We start from the raw sequence: 14,610 nt of genomic DNA on the forward strand, positions 1-14,610 counted from the left end.
GACATTAAAAAACCTCATAACTCAATAAGTTACGAGGTTGAATTTGGTGGGCCCACCCAGACTCGAACTGGGGACCAACGGATTATGAGTCCGCTGCTCTAACCGACTGAGCTATAGGCCCTATATTATTGCAAAACCATTGTATTCAATAGTTTGGCTGTGCAGCAATACTATCTAACATTTCCTTATTGAGCAAGTATTTTTTGCTTGTAGACTCACAGTAGACGCTAGAAAATATTGTGCTATATTGCTAAATATTGCAATTGATAGCGATTCTAGCGATGTCATCTCAAAGAGTAAAGCTAACAGAGACATTTATTGATCAACTCGAAATGACGCCTGCTATCTATAGAGACAGTGACTTGATCGGCTTTGCTATTCGGGTGAATAACACCTGTAAAACCTTTATCGTTGAGAAAAAAGTCCTTGGCAAGACTGTACGCTCTACAATTGGTTTACATGGCGATTTAACCCTAGCCCAAGCGTGCGATATTGCCAAAGATAAACTTACTCAAATGTCTCAAGGCATCAATCCCAATCAAGTTAAAAGAAAAACAATTGCTGAAGAAAAAGTAAAATCAGATTTATTCCAAACAAAACCAACATTAAAACAAGCATTTGATAATTACCTTTCCCACAAAACCCTCAAGCCTAGAACAATTAAAGACTACACCATGGTGGTGAATGACTACCTAAAAGATTGGAATGCCATAAAACTAGATGAAATTTCCAGATCAATGATTCAGGCCAAGCATTCTGAGTTGTCACATCGAAGTATGGCTCAAGCCAATATGACAATGCGTGTTTTACGAGCCATCTATAATTACTCAGTTGAGTATTATCTGGATGAAAACGATAGGTCTATTCTGGATACTCATAATCCGATTCATACGCTAAATGCTAAACAAGGCTGGAATAAAATTCGTAGACGTAAAACCTATATTCATGAAGACCAACTGCCGAACTGGATTAAAGCCGTATTTGAATATAAAGACCGTGGTCAGCAGCTAGAAACCAATCGAGATTTCCTACTTACCTTGGTTCTCACTGGACTTCGCCGTGAAGAATGTGAATCTTTGTCTTGGACCAGAATCGACTTAAAATATGGTCGAATCACTTCAATAGATCAAAAGAATAGTACGCCACACACCCTGCCTATGGGTGGCTTTCTCTTTATGCTTATGAAAAAACGTTATGCTCAAGCAACAAATGAATGGGTATTTCCTTCTGCCAAATCTACCTCTGGTCATATTGTGAATATTTCCAAAGTACGCCAAAAAATCAATAAATCATGTGGCATTGAGTTTAGCTTCCATGATCTGCGTAGAACCTTTGGCGCTATTGCAGAAAACCTTGATTTGGGGCAGTACACAATTAAGCACCTACTCAACCATCAAGATGATGATCGAGACCTCACTGTGGGTAGTGTTCAGCTAAGCGAAAAAAAATTAAGAGATGCAATGAATGCTATTGAAAGCATTATTTTAGGAGCTTATAAAAAAAACTTGGAAGCAGAATTAATTCCGTCTTCGCTTAGTAGAAAATCAGATCAAGTAGAATTTGATGCCTGATTTTATATTTCCAATAACTTTTGTTTTTTCAAAACTATCCTCGCAAGATAGTCTATTTTCTTTTTAAATAATGACATATAAGTCTGAATCAAATTTTGTGCATTTACTTGGCTTTGGTGGCTTAAAACTATCCCTAATAGTTTATTCAACAATACATTCCTCAGATAGGCTAATGCGTGAATGACTATTGATATGGCGAAGAGAAAATCCCCTTATCGTTGAAATACCTCACCTCGTAGACATCTTCACAAGGCACCTCTAATGGGTTAATCATCATTCACACCAATCCCAATCTAAAAAACCATCAATTGATGGTTTTTTAGAAATAAACAAAAGCAGCATTCAAATACTTGTTTAGAATTTCTTCCAAGTCATCATTGTGGTTGTGTTATCAGACTTTGACTTGCCAAAGACCTTCATTTGATCACCAGTTCCACTTAGATTCGCGTTAATAGTATAAACAAGGCCATTTTGTGGGTTAACCCAGACCCCATTGTTAAACTTATTTTTAGATGTTTCTAGCATACTTGTGAGAATTTCTAGACCAAACAAATCTTTATTTTTTAATGCACCTGTGCACTTCGTACAGACATCCGTAGCTACCGCACCTGGTAATGCATACGATTTAGTGATGGCCGCACTATATTGTTGAGTCTTTGAATTCTTACGAATCGCAATTTCTGTGATGTAACTACCTGATTTATCATCAATGACTTTCCATGAGCCTAAGAGTGGATCAACAGGCATTGCTGCTAAAAATTGAGTTGAACCGAGTAAGAAAGTCGAAGCAAATAAAATTCTTAATTTCATAAAATTGTCATGTATTAAAAAGCCTCGGGATTATAGCAAAGCAAATCACGAATAAAATCATTAATTTAATCAATAAGCATAATTAGTTGGAATCGTATTCTGCTCTGTTCTTTTATTGTTTGAGCACTATAATCTCGTTCAGTTTATTGCTGCCTTTTACTTTTAATCACCGAAACACACCTGAAGGCATCTAAATTTATATCTTTTACCTATAAAACCGTTACTTAATGCATGAAATTCGCATGTATGAATCAGCATCTAACAGTCAAACACATTAGTTTGACAGCAATAAAACCGACTTTATTTTTATATCAGGAGCCTAGTGCGATACATATAATTCACTCTAAGTCTAAATCAAGAATGGTTTTAGGTTTTGTAGAATCATTACAATATGTATTTCGGACTAACTAAAATTGACACAATGTCCGAGCCTGAGGTAAGGACATGAATTAAAGGTTTTCTTAATGCCCTCTCCAAAAGCTGAATTTACATCTAAGACTATTTTTTTAGTCTATGAGCTATCACTAACTTGCTTGTATAAGAAAATATCTGGAGGTGGAGATATTGCTTTTTATCAGCAGAGAGTAAAAACCGTACTGTATGAAAAAATGATGCTTTGGAAGATATGGATCATCATTGGCTTAAGCATAAGATAGTTTCGTATGCACGCTATCAAAGCGTTATGGCTTATGTAGCCTTGCAAGAAGAAAATCGAGTCTCATTTTTTTTTAATAATTTTAAGGCGGAGTTATATTTTCAGCATTTTGATGACGCAATTTATCGAACATAAAAAAGGACATATGCCCAAACCCGACTGCATCTATTTATAGCAACATAAATGACATGCAGTAGAGTTTGAGCTTATGTGTAGCGGATTACCAGCCTAACTGCTTATTCAAAGTAGCAGAATCGTAGTAGTCGCCTTGGTAAACAATTTTGTCGTTTTTAACACGAACAAAACTTACGCCTTCAAAGTTAATTGGCTTATTCGTTGCAGGTGTATCTTTGCTCCATGCACCAGTATTATTGCCTGTAAAGCGCCATTGGAAAGAAATGCCATCTTTACTTACAATTGGAGCACTCGTCATTTCCCATTTCAAGTTAGGAACGGCATTAATAAATACACTAATGACGTTATCACGTGCTGCAACTTGCCCTTTTTGTGGCGTACCTACAGCAGCATCATAAAATACGCCATCTTTAGCAAAATAAGAGGCTGCTTTGCTAGAATCATGTTGATTCCAAGCTTTCATATATGATGTAACAACTTGCTTAGGTGGTACAGCTGCATGAACAACTGTTACACCCGCCATTGCAGGAACTAAAATAAGCGCTTGTAAAATATTTTTCATGTATATTCCCTTCTGAAAAAATATGTTAGTTAAATGATGATTGCAGGTGCATCATGCCGAAGATTAATCTTCGTAAGCACTCATCACATGTTTAATACGGGTATATTCTTCAAAGCCATAGCTTGATAAGTCTTTGCCATAACCTGACTTTTTAAAGCCACCATGCGGCATTTCGGCAGTAAGCGGAATATGTGCATTCGTCCAAACCGTACCGAAATCTAAATCACGGCTAAAGCGCATGCTACGGCTATGATCATTTGTCCAAACACTTGAAGCGAGACCAAATTCAACATCATTGGCTTTGTCTAGTGCGTCAGCTTCATCTTTAAACGTTTGGATGGTCACGATTGGTCCAAAAATTTCATTTTGGATGGCTTCGTCATGCTGCTCTAAACCACAAATGATAGTCGGTTCAAAATAGTAACCAGAGTACTGAGTCACTTGTTTACCACCAGTCACAATTTTGGCATGCGCAGGCAAGCGATCTAAAAAGCCTTTCACATGTACAAGCTGGCGTTGATTGTTTAGGGCACCAAACAAAGCAGTTTCATCATCTGGTAAACCGCAGTGAATTTGCTTGGTTTTTGCAACCATTTTTTCCAAAAATTCATCAAAAATGCTTTCTTGCACTAAAACGCGTGCTGCCGCAGTACAGTCTTGTCCTGCGTTAAAGAAGCCAGCAACGCTGATTGCATCTGTTGCTTTTTCAAGATCAGCATCTTCAAATACAACTACCGGTGCTTTACCACCAAGTTCCAAATGAGCTTTAGCTAAGTTGCTTGCAGCTGAAGCAGCCACTTGCAGACCCGCACGTACAGAACCTGTAATCGATACCATTGCTGGTACAGGATGAGAAACTACTTTTGAACCTGCGTCAGCCAAACCTAAGATGACATTAATGGCACCTTTAGGGAAAAACGGAGCAGCAATTTCAGCAAGGAGTAACGTACTGTTTGGTGTGGTATCACTTGGTTTTAATACAACGGTATTACCCGCAGCTAAAGCAGGAGCAATTTTCCAAACCGCCATTAATAATGGGTAGTTCCAAGGAGCAACTTGACCAACTACACCAATCGGTTCGCGACGGATACTTGATGTAAAACCATCTAAGTACTCAGCAGTCGCCTTCCCTTCTAGGCAACGAGCTGCGCCAGCAAAGAAGCGAATGTGATCAACAGAACCTTTAATTTCTTCAGCCGCAATCATGTGTTTAAGCTGACCTGTTTCTACACTTTGTGCAGCTACAAGTTGATCCGCATTTTTTTCTAATGCATCAGCAAAGTCCAATAATGCTTTTTGACGTACTGATGGCGTTGAACGTCTCCAAACTTTAAATGCAGCTTTTGCACACTCATAGGCATAATCCACATCTTGTTGTGTTGCATTTGGCGATTGCGCATAAATTTGACCATTAACAGGGCTAATTAAATCAAAGAATTCAACGCCTGTAGTTTGAACAAATTCACCGTTAATAAAGTGCTTTAATTGTTTAACGTGCATTTGAACATTTCCATTCGCCTGTTCTAAATTTTCACCAATATGTAGATCTGTCATGCAATTTCCTTATTCAACAATTTAGATAAAATATCTTTCTATTCACCACAACTGCTTATTTATTATTTATGCTTTTTTTTGTCAAGAATATTTTAAAACATAGCCACAACAAAACCACCCCTTAATTATAATTAATATATTTACATTTTTTAATTTTAACTTTACATTTTTATTTTAACTTTACATTTTTACATAATATTAAATATTTTAAATTATTGATTTATATAAATTTAAATTAATTTTAAAAATAATAGCATCACAAAACAATATATAAATAAATGCATAATATAATGGTAAAAAATTTATTTTAAAAAAAATTGGCTCCTGCTCAAATTAATAAATTGGCTCTCGTTTGTAATTATAAAAAAAGACAAATTAGACTACGTAAATGTATAGCGATTTGAATCACTCATATCAGAAAATAAATGATATTCAATCTCAAATCGCGAAAAAGGAATTTCATTTCAAAACAGGAAATTTATTGTTCTTCATCAAAGAATTAAATTTTCTGCGTTCAAATCGAAGACTTCTATACTCAGAATACCCCACGCTCCCACAGCAGGATTGGGAAATTTTTAATACTTATGTATTGAACTTTATTGCTAAATAAGGAAATTGCATGAACGACCTTCCTATAGGTGAAAATGTTGGGCAAGAGGCGAGTTCATCGTCTACCCAAAATTCACAGTTTGAACGATCAATTGGATTGATCTCGAATTTCTCACTTGGTTTTACTTATCTATCACCATTAACAGCCGTTTATTCATTATTTGCTCTTGCTATTACGCTTGCTGGTCCCCCATCAATTTGGTGGATTATGGTTGCAGCTTTTGGTCAATTATTGGTTGCTATCGTATTTGGTGAAACAGCATCTCAATACCCGATTACGGGTGGCTTATATCCTTGGGCACGTCGTCTTTGGGGAAGAAAATATGCTTGGATGGCTTCTTGGATTTACCTTTGGGCATTAGTCGTAACTGTTACTTCAATTGCTGAATACTGTGCAGGCTTTACTGCTTCATTATTCCACTATGAACCTTCAGCAATGAACGGTTTAATCACCACCGTCGTATTGTTAATCTTATGTATGGTTGTGAACATGTCTGGTACTAAGAATCTAGCACGTGTTGCTAAAATTGGTTTCTGGTGTGAAATTGTGAGCGTAATCGCGTTGGGGATCTACTTATTGATTTTCCATCGTGCTCAACCTTTCTCTATCGTATTTGATACGATGGGTGTATTTGCACAAGACGGCTCTTACGCAACTGCTTTCTTCTCTGCATCATTGCTTGGCTTATTCATGTTCTTTGGTTTTGAAGCTTGTGGTAACGTTGCTGAAGAAGTGAAAAACCCAAGTCGCCAAATTCCAGTGGCAATGATTTTGAGTATTGTATTCGGTTGTATCTCTGCAATGGTTTCTGTATTGGGTTATATCCTTGCTTCACCTAACTTACAAGATATCGTAAGCGGTAAAGTGACAGATCCAATTCCATTTATTTTGCGTGATGCTTTAGGTACAACTGGTGCAAACATCTTTATTGTGGTTGCCATCATTGCCATGCTTTCTTGTATCTTATCTTTACAAGCTGCGCTTAGCCGTCTGTTGTTCTCTTTTGCCCGTGACAAAATGCTACCTGGAAATCAATGGATTTCTAAGTTGTCTAAACAAAATGTACCTGATAATGCAATGATTTTAAGCTGCTTATTGCCTTTAATTTTCTGTGTTGTGGTGTATTTCTCACCAGATAACTTGGCTCGTATTACTGCCTTTGCTGTTATCGGTATTTATGTTTCATTCCAAATGGTTGTATTCGCTGCGTTGAAAAACCGATTAAAAGGTTGGAAGCCTGCTGGTGAATGGAGTGTTGGCGCTTGGGGCTTACCAATCAATGCGCTTGCGCTTGTTTATGGTGTTGTTGCTATTTATCTACTCGCTCAACCAGCCGATGTTCCTTCATTCTTTGACCGTTGGATTGTACTTCTTGGTTTAGGTTTTGTGATTGTGAGTGGTTTGCTTTACATGTTTATTGCTAAACCTTATGGCAAGTCACAAGCACCTGAAAATGATGCAATTGCACATGCTGCTGAACTACGCCAAAAGCGTAATGCGGCGTAATTCCTCTTCATAAGAAGCAAGGTACATTCGTCATTCAATTGTAAAACTCGTTTTTGCATATCTTTGAAAACAAATGTTAAGAGCGTGGTGCATAAAGAATTGAATTCTTTGAGTACCACGCTCTACCGACATTTATACCTTCTCTACCGCTTTTTAAGTCATGGATGACTTTTCCAACTGATTTAAAACGATTTACAGGTTTTAATAAATGGACAATCGCAGTATTAACGTTCGCAAACTCACATTAGCACAAGTCATTATTGTGGGTATTGCTTATATGACCCCAATGACTGTTTTTGACACTTTCGGCATTGTATCGGACATTACTCATGGTCGAGTTCCCCTCTCCTACATGTTTGCCCTTTTTGCCATGTTACTCACAGCATTCAGTTATGCTCGATTAAGTAAGCAAACTGACCGTCCTGGTTCTGCCTATACGTATACCGCTGAAAGCTGCGGAAATTCGGCAGGTTTCTTTGTCGGATGGTGTTCATTATTAGATTATATTCTGCTTCCGTTAATCAATGCGTTACTGGCAGGAATTTACCTCCATGCCTTAATGCCCGCAGTACCTTATGCTGCGTGGGTATTTGTCGCAGCTGGATTAGTCACACTCGTCAATTGTTTTAGAATTCATATTCTAGCCAACCTCTCCCTAATCTTTGTATTTTTGCCTTTAATTTTACTTGTGGTCTTTATTTATCTCGTAATTAGTGGCATTGGTTCAAATGGCTATGAACATGTATTGACCTTAAAACCTTTATTTAATGGTGATACGAGTATTGTTCCATTAATTACGGGTGCATCTATTCTATGTTTCTCGTTCTTAGGTTTTGATGCTGTAACAACTTTATCACATGAAACCAAAGACCCGAAAAAAACCATCCCACGTGCTGTGATGTTGACCACATTATTGGGTGGTTTCATCTTTATTGGCGCATCATGGTTTATTCAACTTTACTTCCCAGATAACGCACGCTTTAAAGACCCTGAAGCAGCTTTACCCGAAATTGCGTTGTATGTCGGTGGTGCATTATTCCAATCATTATTCTTGGTTGGACAAATCATGAATACTGTTGCCTCTGGATTAGCGTCACACGCGAGTGCTTCACGCTTAGTCCATATCATGGGTCGCGATGGTATTTTCCATAAAGGTATCTTTGGCTCAATCAATGAAAAATTAGGCACACCTTTATATTCAGTTCTTACTATCGGTATGGTGTCTATGACTGCAATGTTTTTAGATTTATCGACTGTACTCAATCTGATTAGTTTTGGTGCCTTAATTGCTTTCACCGCAGTGAACTTCTCTGTATTTATGAAGTTTTATGTACATGAAAAGCAACGCTCAGGCTTCAACTCTTTGTTTTTAAACCTTTGTTTACCCGTGTTATCAATATTATCCCTTGTTGCAATGTGGCTCAATCTTGAACCTAGTGCATTACATTTTGGTCTTGGCTGGCTAACTGTAGGTATCGTGCTGTTCGTGTACAAGAAAGTTCGCAAACAAAGCATCGTCCTTAGCAATGCTTAAGCTTATTCACCAAATTTAAAAGAGAGTTCCAAATGTCTATCGAAGTGACTAAACCCATTTTACTCAATGATGTCGCATTTAAAGCCAGTCAATATCAACAAACTGGTAAAGAATGGAACTGGATTGCAGCTTCACGCGGTCAGTTCGAGCATCCTGCCAACTACTATGAAAGCTCATTGCAAGATTGGCATACTTTCGATGTACTGAATGCAAATATCGAGTGTGATGTGCTTGTGATTGGAGGTGGACTATTAGGAACCTCAACAGCACTACATTTGGCTGAACAAGGTGTAGAAACCGTACTGGTTGAAAAAAACTGCGTTGGCAGTGCTGCTTCTGGACGCAATGGCGGGCAACTGACTCCTGGATTGGCGCGTTGGGAAGCCGAAACCATGGCAGAGCACTTTAGTTTTGAAGATGCGAAAAAGTTATGGCACTTTACTTCTACAGAAGCCATGGCGTTAATTGACGGTATCAGTGAAAAATATGACCTAAGCTTGCAACGCAAACGTGGTCATATCACGGCTGCGGTGCATCCTGGACATTTAGATGCTTTACGTGACGGAATGCAAGCACGTGAGTATTTAGAAGAAAAAAATACAGCGATGCTCAGTCAAGATGAATTGCGTACGCACATTCATTCTGAAAATTATTTTGGCGGCTTGTTAGACCATCTCGGTGGGCATATTCATCCTTTAGCATTAACCCGTGGTTTGGCTTATGGTTTTTGTCAAAATGGTGGCAAAATTTATGAGCAAACTGAAGTGCAGTCTATTCAGGAACGTGCAGACGGTATTTATGTTACGACAGCGAATGGCGTGATTAAAGCACGTAAAAGTGTGGTGATGGCGGTGCATCATGCGTCGTTTACACTATTGGAAGAACGTAAACAAACCACTATCCCTTTTTATACTTATGTATGTACCACAGCGCCGTTGGAACTTGATTTAAAAGAATTGTTACCAACCGATATGCCTGTTTATGACACGCAGTTCCAGATTGACTATTACCGTGGTGTATCTCAAAACCGCTTATTGTTTGGGGGTGAAGGAACAGGTTCGTGCTGGGATGCAAAGCAGACTCACGACTATTTATTGGGACGTATTAAGCATGTATTCCCTCAATTAAAGCAGGTTGAGATTGACTTTGTTTGGAGTGGAAAAACGGACTTAACTGTGAATGGTGCAACCGATAGCCGTAAGTCTGGCAATAAATTTCCAATTTATGCAGTTCACGGTTGGAGTGGACATGGCGTGGCACAAACTGTACGGATTGGTAAAGCCATTGCAGATGACTTCTGCGGTCAATCGGATGACTTTGAAATGCTAACCAAAATTCAGCACATGAATATTCCGATGGGTCGTGCATTGGCACCTATTGTAATTCCAATTGCCAAAAGCATGTATGGCATTGGCGCGATGATTAATCCAGGGAAAATGGTGTCTTTCTGATTCATTTTTCATGATTAGTAGAAAAGGCTGCCTATGTGCAGCCTTTTTTGCCTATACCGTTATTACTTTCTAAGCTGCATATATGGCAGTGAACGCACAAAGCTATCACCATTTACGCATAGGTAAAACACCCGACCATCTTTTTGCATGACACGAGCATGTTCAAGGTAATAGACATTTGCACGTTTTGAATGAAGAATTGCTTTTAAGTCCGATGGATTCAGTTGTTCCATTTTTTATAAAACTATAAATGTAATAATTAAAATAAGTATAAAAAAATTATTGGAAAAATATACAAAGCTTTAATTTAAAACGACATATTTTGACGTTTATTTCACGCTTTAGTTTAAACAGAATTCTTATTTTTCAACTTAAAAAGTTGGTCTTAAAGCCCATGTTTAGTGTATAAAAAACTAAATGGATAAACAAAAAATACAGTAAATTGTCTAATTCATTATGATTTAACTGATTTCTTTTTTCGAAAATCTAAATAGAACTCGATTAAAGACCAAATCACGACCAATAAAAAAAAGAAAAACACCAACAGAAAAGCGGAAAAATACATCATATTGTTCAATCCTAAACTTGCTTTAGTAAAACGACAGATATCCAATGAAGTTCCATTTCATCTAAGACAAAAGTCTAATATGGTTTAAATGCAATGAATAGTGATTTTTCCAATAAATTAAGACTTTTTTTCAATGAGTTGATCAATAAAACTAATAAATATGACAGTTTATTGCTATAACCGAGACACCATCACAAAACAAAAAAACCAAATATACATTTGTATTTTATATATGCAATTACATCATTCCAGCTATTGACCTTATTTTGAAATAAGCAGACATTAGCAAGCTTGATTAACCCCATAACATTAAGATCCGCTATGTTAAAAAAAATGATTGGCGAATCCGCATTTAAACTTGCGGGCTGGCAATATCACGTAGAACCCAATACCCTCGAAAACAAACAAGTGATTGTAGGTTTTGAACACACCTCAATGATGGATGCTGTTTTATCTCTAGCACTGTTTCAAATTTATGATATTAAAATCCATACCCTCATCAAAAAAGAATTGTTTAAGGGCCCCTTGAAACCATTGCTCGAAGCGATTGGCGGAATTCCAGTTGACCGCAAATCGAATCAAGATATTGTGGGACAAATGGTCGACCTTTTTGCCTCTCACGAAAAATTTAATTTGGTGATTGCACCTGAGGCAACTCGTGCAAAAGATGGTGAAGTCCGGAAACCCATTCGTACAGGATTTTGGCATATTGCTAAAGCGGCTAATGTCCCTATTGTATTGATGTATGCCAACTCACAAACCAAGCAAGGTGGCATTTTTGGCAAAATTTACCCTACTGAGCTGCACCATGACCTAGCACTGATGCAAAAGTTGTATAAAGAAAATGTCGGCTTAGACATTGTTATTCCTGAACCGAAATAACTGCTATCAATTGTTTAAAAACTCAAACTTAAGCCCTTTCTCTGAAAAAAGGGCTTATGGTAGAATCTGCTCAATTTGATTTGGCATAAAGCCAATCTACAAGGAGCATATTTCGCATGGCGGGTCATTCCAAGTGGGCTAATACTAAGCATCGTAAAGCAAAACAAGATGCGAGCCGCGCTAAAGTATTCACAAAATTCATTCGTGAAATCGTTACAGCTGCCCGTTTAGGCGGTGGCGATGTTGCATCTAACCCACGTTTACGTGCTGTCGTTGAGAAAGCATTAGTCGCAAACATGACACGTGATACGATCAACCGTGCAATCCAGCGCGGCGTTGGTGGTGAAGAAAATGCTGATTTAAAAGAAGTTACTTACGAAGGTTATGGTGTGGGTGGTGTTGCGGTAATTGTAGAAACAATGACTGACAACTTAAACCGTACTGTGCCAGATGTTCGTCACTGTTTCTCTAAAACCGATGGTAACTTAGGTACTGCTGGTTCAGTAGCGTATATGTTTACTAAACGCGGTGAAATTACTTTTGAAGACGTTTCTTTAGAAGACAAAATCATGGACGTGGCTTTAGAAGCTGGCGCTGAAGATATTGAAGTGGCTGAAGACGAAATTTTAGTCATCACAACACCTGAGACTTTTGGTGAAGTTCAAGATGCGTTAACAGCAGCAGGTTTAAAATCTGACAATGCTGAAGTGGTGATGAACCCTTCAACTAAAGCATTGATTTCTGACGTAGATCAAGCGAAAAAAATCGTGAAAATGATTGATATGTTTGAAGATTTAGATGATGTGCAAAACGTTTATACCAACGTTGAATTCACAGAAGAAGTTTTAGCTCTGCTAGATGAATAATCTTTCAAAAAATAAAAAAAACGCGCCTAGGAGCGCGTTTTTTTATTGCTGTATGTAGATGATGACCTTGCTTAGATGAGTAATCGGTCTGACTTTAAAATTTAGTATCTAAACCTTATTCAATAAACCCCGACAGTTAAATACATTGTATTCCTTAATGACGAAACTGGAATGTAAGGCAACCACATGCTCAATCTTACCTATGCGATTGAGGAGAATCTGACTGTAATTTTCCATATCACGTGCAATCACTTCCACAATAAAATCTGCCGACTGCCCTGTGACCAAAAAAGCATTAATGACTTCTGGAATGCTTTCTAATTCTTCTAAAAATTTGGAAAAAGTATCGCTATCATGCTTACTTAAAGAAACTTGCAGTAATACATGTAAGCTAAAGCCAAGCTTTTGATAATTAATGTCACGACGTACATTGGTCATAACATTGGTATCTATTAAATGTTTAATACGACGATGAACTGAACTGACAGAAAGATTAATTCGCTCAGACAGTTCATTTAGGTTCAGATCCTCATGGGTTAATATTTCCAGAATCTGTTTGTCAAAGCGGTCTAATTCCATCACTGGCTCCAAAATAATAAGGTATAAATAAAAACCACGTATAAATTATTTGAATTATGCAAGATACGTACTCAATATCTGAGAACGATTATTTCGTTTATTCCACTAAAAATAAAGTCACGTCGCTACTTATTTATATCAATCCATAGATTTACAGGAATTTCGTCCACAAAATCTGCGTAAATATAAATTAAATATCATTCTTAGATGATGTTTAAGCGTCTTTTTTGCTTGAATGGCTCATAAAAGATTACATACCTCGCCAGTCTACACGTGCATTGCGTTCGGTGTAATAGACACGCTGTACATATTGCCCCAACGGTAAATTTAAAAGTTGATGCTTGAAGGCATAAAACTCTTCAGAACTGCCTGAAATATAATCTTCTTCACGTTCCCAAGGGGTTCCCGCTATTTCTAATAAAGGCGCAAGCATGGAACAGACCGAAATATCGGCCAGTCCCAAACGCTCACCAACAAAATAACGCCCATCATTTTCTAATAATTTCTGATTCAATACCGTAATCAGCTGTTCCATCTGATGCTTAGAATATTCAACTTTTTCAGCATCAAGCTGGTAGCTCTTAGACACCAACGTTCTTAAAATAGGCTTAGAAAATTTCTCAAATTGGCGCAGATAGCCTTTTTCACCAATCATAATGTCTAAAGTTTCATCACTTTCCGATAAACTTTGTGCTAAACCCCAACGGCGTACATGAAAGCCAAGCTCGGATGCTAAGGCATTAATTTCTAGCGCAACTTCTCTTAAATGTGGGTCTGCACGTAATAAAGCATGTTCGGGATAAGTTTGGTCTAAATACAGTGCAATTTGGGTTGAATCTGCAACCCAATATTCATGGTCTCGCAAAATCGGCAGTTTATTTTGCCCTGTTTTAAGTTGAGCAAAAGCTCGATGCACACCAGGGATTAAATTCTGCGCAACAAAATCAAGTTGTTTATGATCGAGTAACCAGCGAGCTTTCTCACAATAATGAGATAAAGGAAACTGGTATAAAATTCGCATAAACACTCCAAAAGCTGATCGGAACATTGATTTTTGAGAAAACCAACGCTTTCAGTCTGTTACTTTAGTCAGTCAAAGCTAGAAACACAATGTCCTTTTTATCCCAAAATAAATACGACTTAACCTTGTACGGTTATACAATTTTCTGTCTTGAATATCTCTAAACAATATAACCCGCTATTTTATAACGGCAGATAAAATTGAAAAAATATAGTTATTAATTAAAATCAATTATTTAGCTTATAAGTATTTATTCAAACTTTACAATTTTTAGTTTTAAACATTGTTTTTCATAAGTACATAGAA

The 14,610-nt window shown here is 37.4% G+C and carries 11 protein-coding genes, 1 tRNA gene and 1 pseudogene; 6 read left to right on the forward strand and 7 right to left on the reverse strand.

All coding sequences use genetic code 11. From position 1 onward, the window contains the following. Nucleotides 1–44: 44 nt before the first annotated feature. A tRNA-Ile gene (locus E0H87_RS11700) sits at nt 45–121 on the reverse strand. A gap of 160 nt (nt 122–281) precedes the next feature. Here E0H87_RS11700 and E0H87_RS11705 point away from each other — a divergent pair. Then, complete coding sequence (locus E0H87_RS11705; protein WP_131323767.1) at nt 282–1,571, forward strand: tyrosine-type recombinase/integrase; 1,290 nt, start codon at nt 282–284, stop codon at nt 1,569–1,571. 354 nt (nt 1,572–1,925) lie between these two features. Here the strand turns inward: E0H87_RS11705 and E0H87_RS11710 are convergent, their stop codons facing one another. The 3 genes from E0H87_RS11710 to E0H87_RS11720 all read right to left on the reverse strand — a co-directional run bounded on the left by E0H87_RS11710 (nt 1,926) and on the right by E0H87_RS11720 (nt 5,233). Continuing rightward, nucleotides 1,926–2,381, reverse strand: a complete 456-nt coding sequence (locus E0H87_RS11710) for a DUF2147 domain-containing protein (RefSeq protein WP_131323768.1) — start codon at nt 2,379–2,381, stop codon at nt 1,926–1,928. 875 nt (nt 2,382–3,256) lie between these two features. Then, complete coding sequence (locus tag E0H87_RS11715) at nt 3,257–3,733, reverse strand: ester cyclase (protein ID WP_131323769.1); 477 nt, start codon at nt 3,731–3,733, stop codon at nt 3,257–3,259. Nucleotides 3,734–3,796: 63 nt separating this feature from the next. After that, entirely contained in the window at nt 3,797–5,233 is a 1,437-nt protein-coding gene (locus E0H87_RS11720; protein ID WP_131323926.1) for a gamma-aminobutyraldehyde dehydrogenase, read from the reverse strand. 673 nt (nt 5,234–5,906) lie between these two features. Here E0H87_RS11720 and E0H87_RS11725 point away from each other — a divergent pair. From E0H87_RS11725 to E0H87_RS11735, 3 genes are all read left to right on the forward strand, one after another. Next, entirely contained in the window at nt 5,907–7,403 is a 1,497-nt protein-coding gene (locus E0H87_RS11725; protein WP_131323770.1) for an APC family permease, read from the forward strand. 208 nt (nt 7,404–7,611) lie between these two features. Further along, a complete protein-coding gene (locus E0H87_RS11730) occupies nt 7,612–8,937 on the forward strand; it encodes an APC family permease (RefSeq protein ID WP_131323771.1) in 1,326 nt (441 codons plus the stop codon). Between the two features lie 32 nt (nt 8,938–8,969). Next, nucleotides 8,970–10,388 (forward strand): NAD(P)/FAD-dependent oxidoreductase, encoded by a 1,419-nt coding sequence (locus E0H87_RS11735; RefSeq protein ID WP_171458374.1) that lies wholly within the window; start codon nt 8,970–8,972, stop codon nt 10,386–10,388. A gap of 119 nt (nt 10,389–10,507) precedes the next feature. Here E0H87_RS11735 and E0H87_RS11740 read toward each other — a convergent pair. Beyond that, nucleotides 10,508–10,621: pseudogene (locus E0H87_RS11740) on the reverse strand (subtype I-F CRISPR-associated endonuclease Cas1); the annotation flags it as partial. 656 nt (nt 10,622–11,277) lie between these two features. Between E0H87_RS11740 and E0H87_RS11745 the strand changes: the two are divergent. Together E0H87_RS11745 and E0H87_RS11750 are read left to right on the forward strand one after the other, a co-directional pair. Next, entirely contained in the window at nt 11,278–11,838 is a 561-nt protein-coding gene (locus tag E0H87_RS11745) for a 1-acyl-sn-glycerol-3-phosphate acyltransferase (protein WP_131323772.1), read from the forward strand. 116 nt (nt 11,839–11,954) lie between these two features. Next, the gene (locus E0H87_RS11750) at nt 11,955–12,704 is read left to right on the forward strand and encodes a YebC/PmpR family DNA-binding transcriptional regulator (protein WP_131323773.1); all 750 of its coding nucleotides are present in this window, start codon (nt 11,955–11,957) and stop codon (nt 12,702–12,704) included. A gap of 108 nt (nt 12,705–12,812) precedes the next feature. On the opposite strand, the gene E0H87_RS11755 is transcribed toward E0H87_RS11750, so the two are convergent. Beyond that, nucleotides 12,813–13,283, reverse strand: coding sequence for an Lrp/AsnC family transcriptional regulator (locus E0H87_RS11755; protein WP_131323774.1), 471 nt, complete (start codon nt 13,281–13,283; stop codon nt 12,813–12,815). 250 nt (nt 13,284–13,533) lie between these two features. After that, nucleotides 13,534–14,304 (reverse strand): glutathione S-transferase family protein, encoded by a 771-nt coding sequence (locus E0H87_RS11760; RefSeq protein ID WP_131323775.1) that lies wholly within the window; start codon nt 14,302–14,304, stop codon nt 13,534–13,536. Between the last annotated feature and the right edge of the window lie 306 nt (nt 14,305–14,610).

This window comes from Acinetobacter sp. ANC 4178, assembly GCF_004331175.1.
Taxonomy (GTDB): Bacteria; Pseudomonadota; Gammaproteobacteria; order Pseudomonadales; family Moraxellaceae; genus Acinetobacter.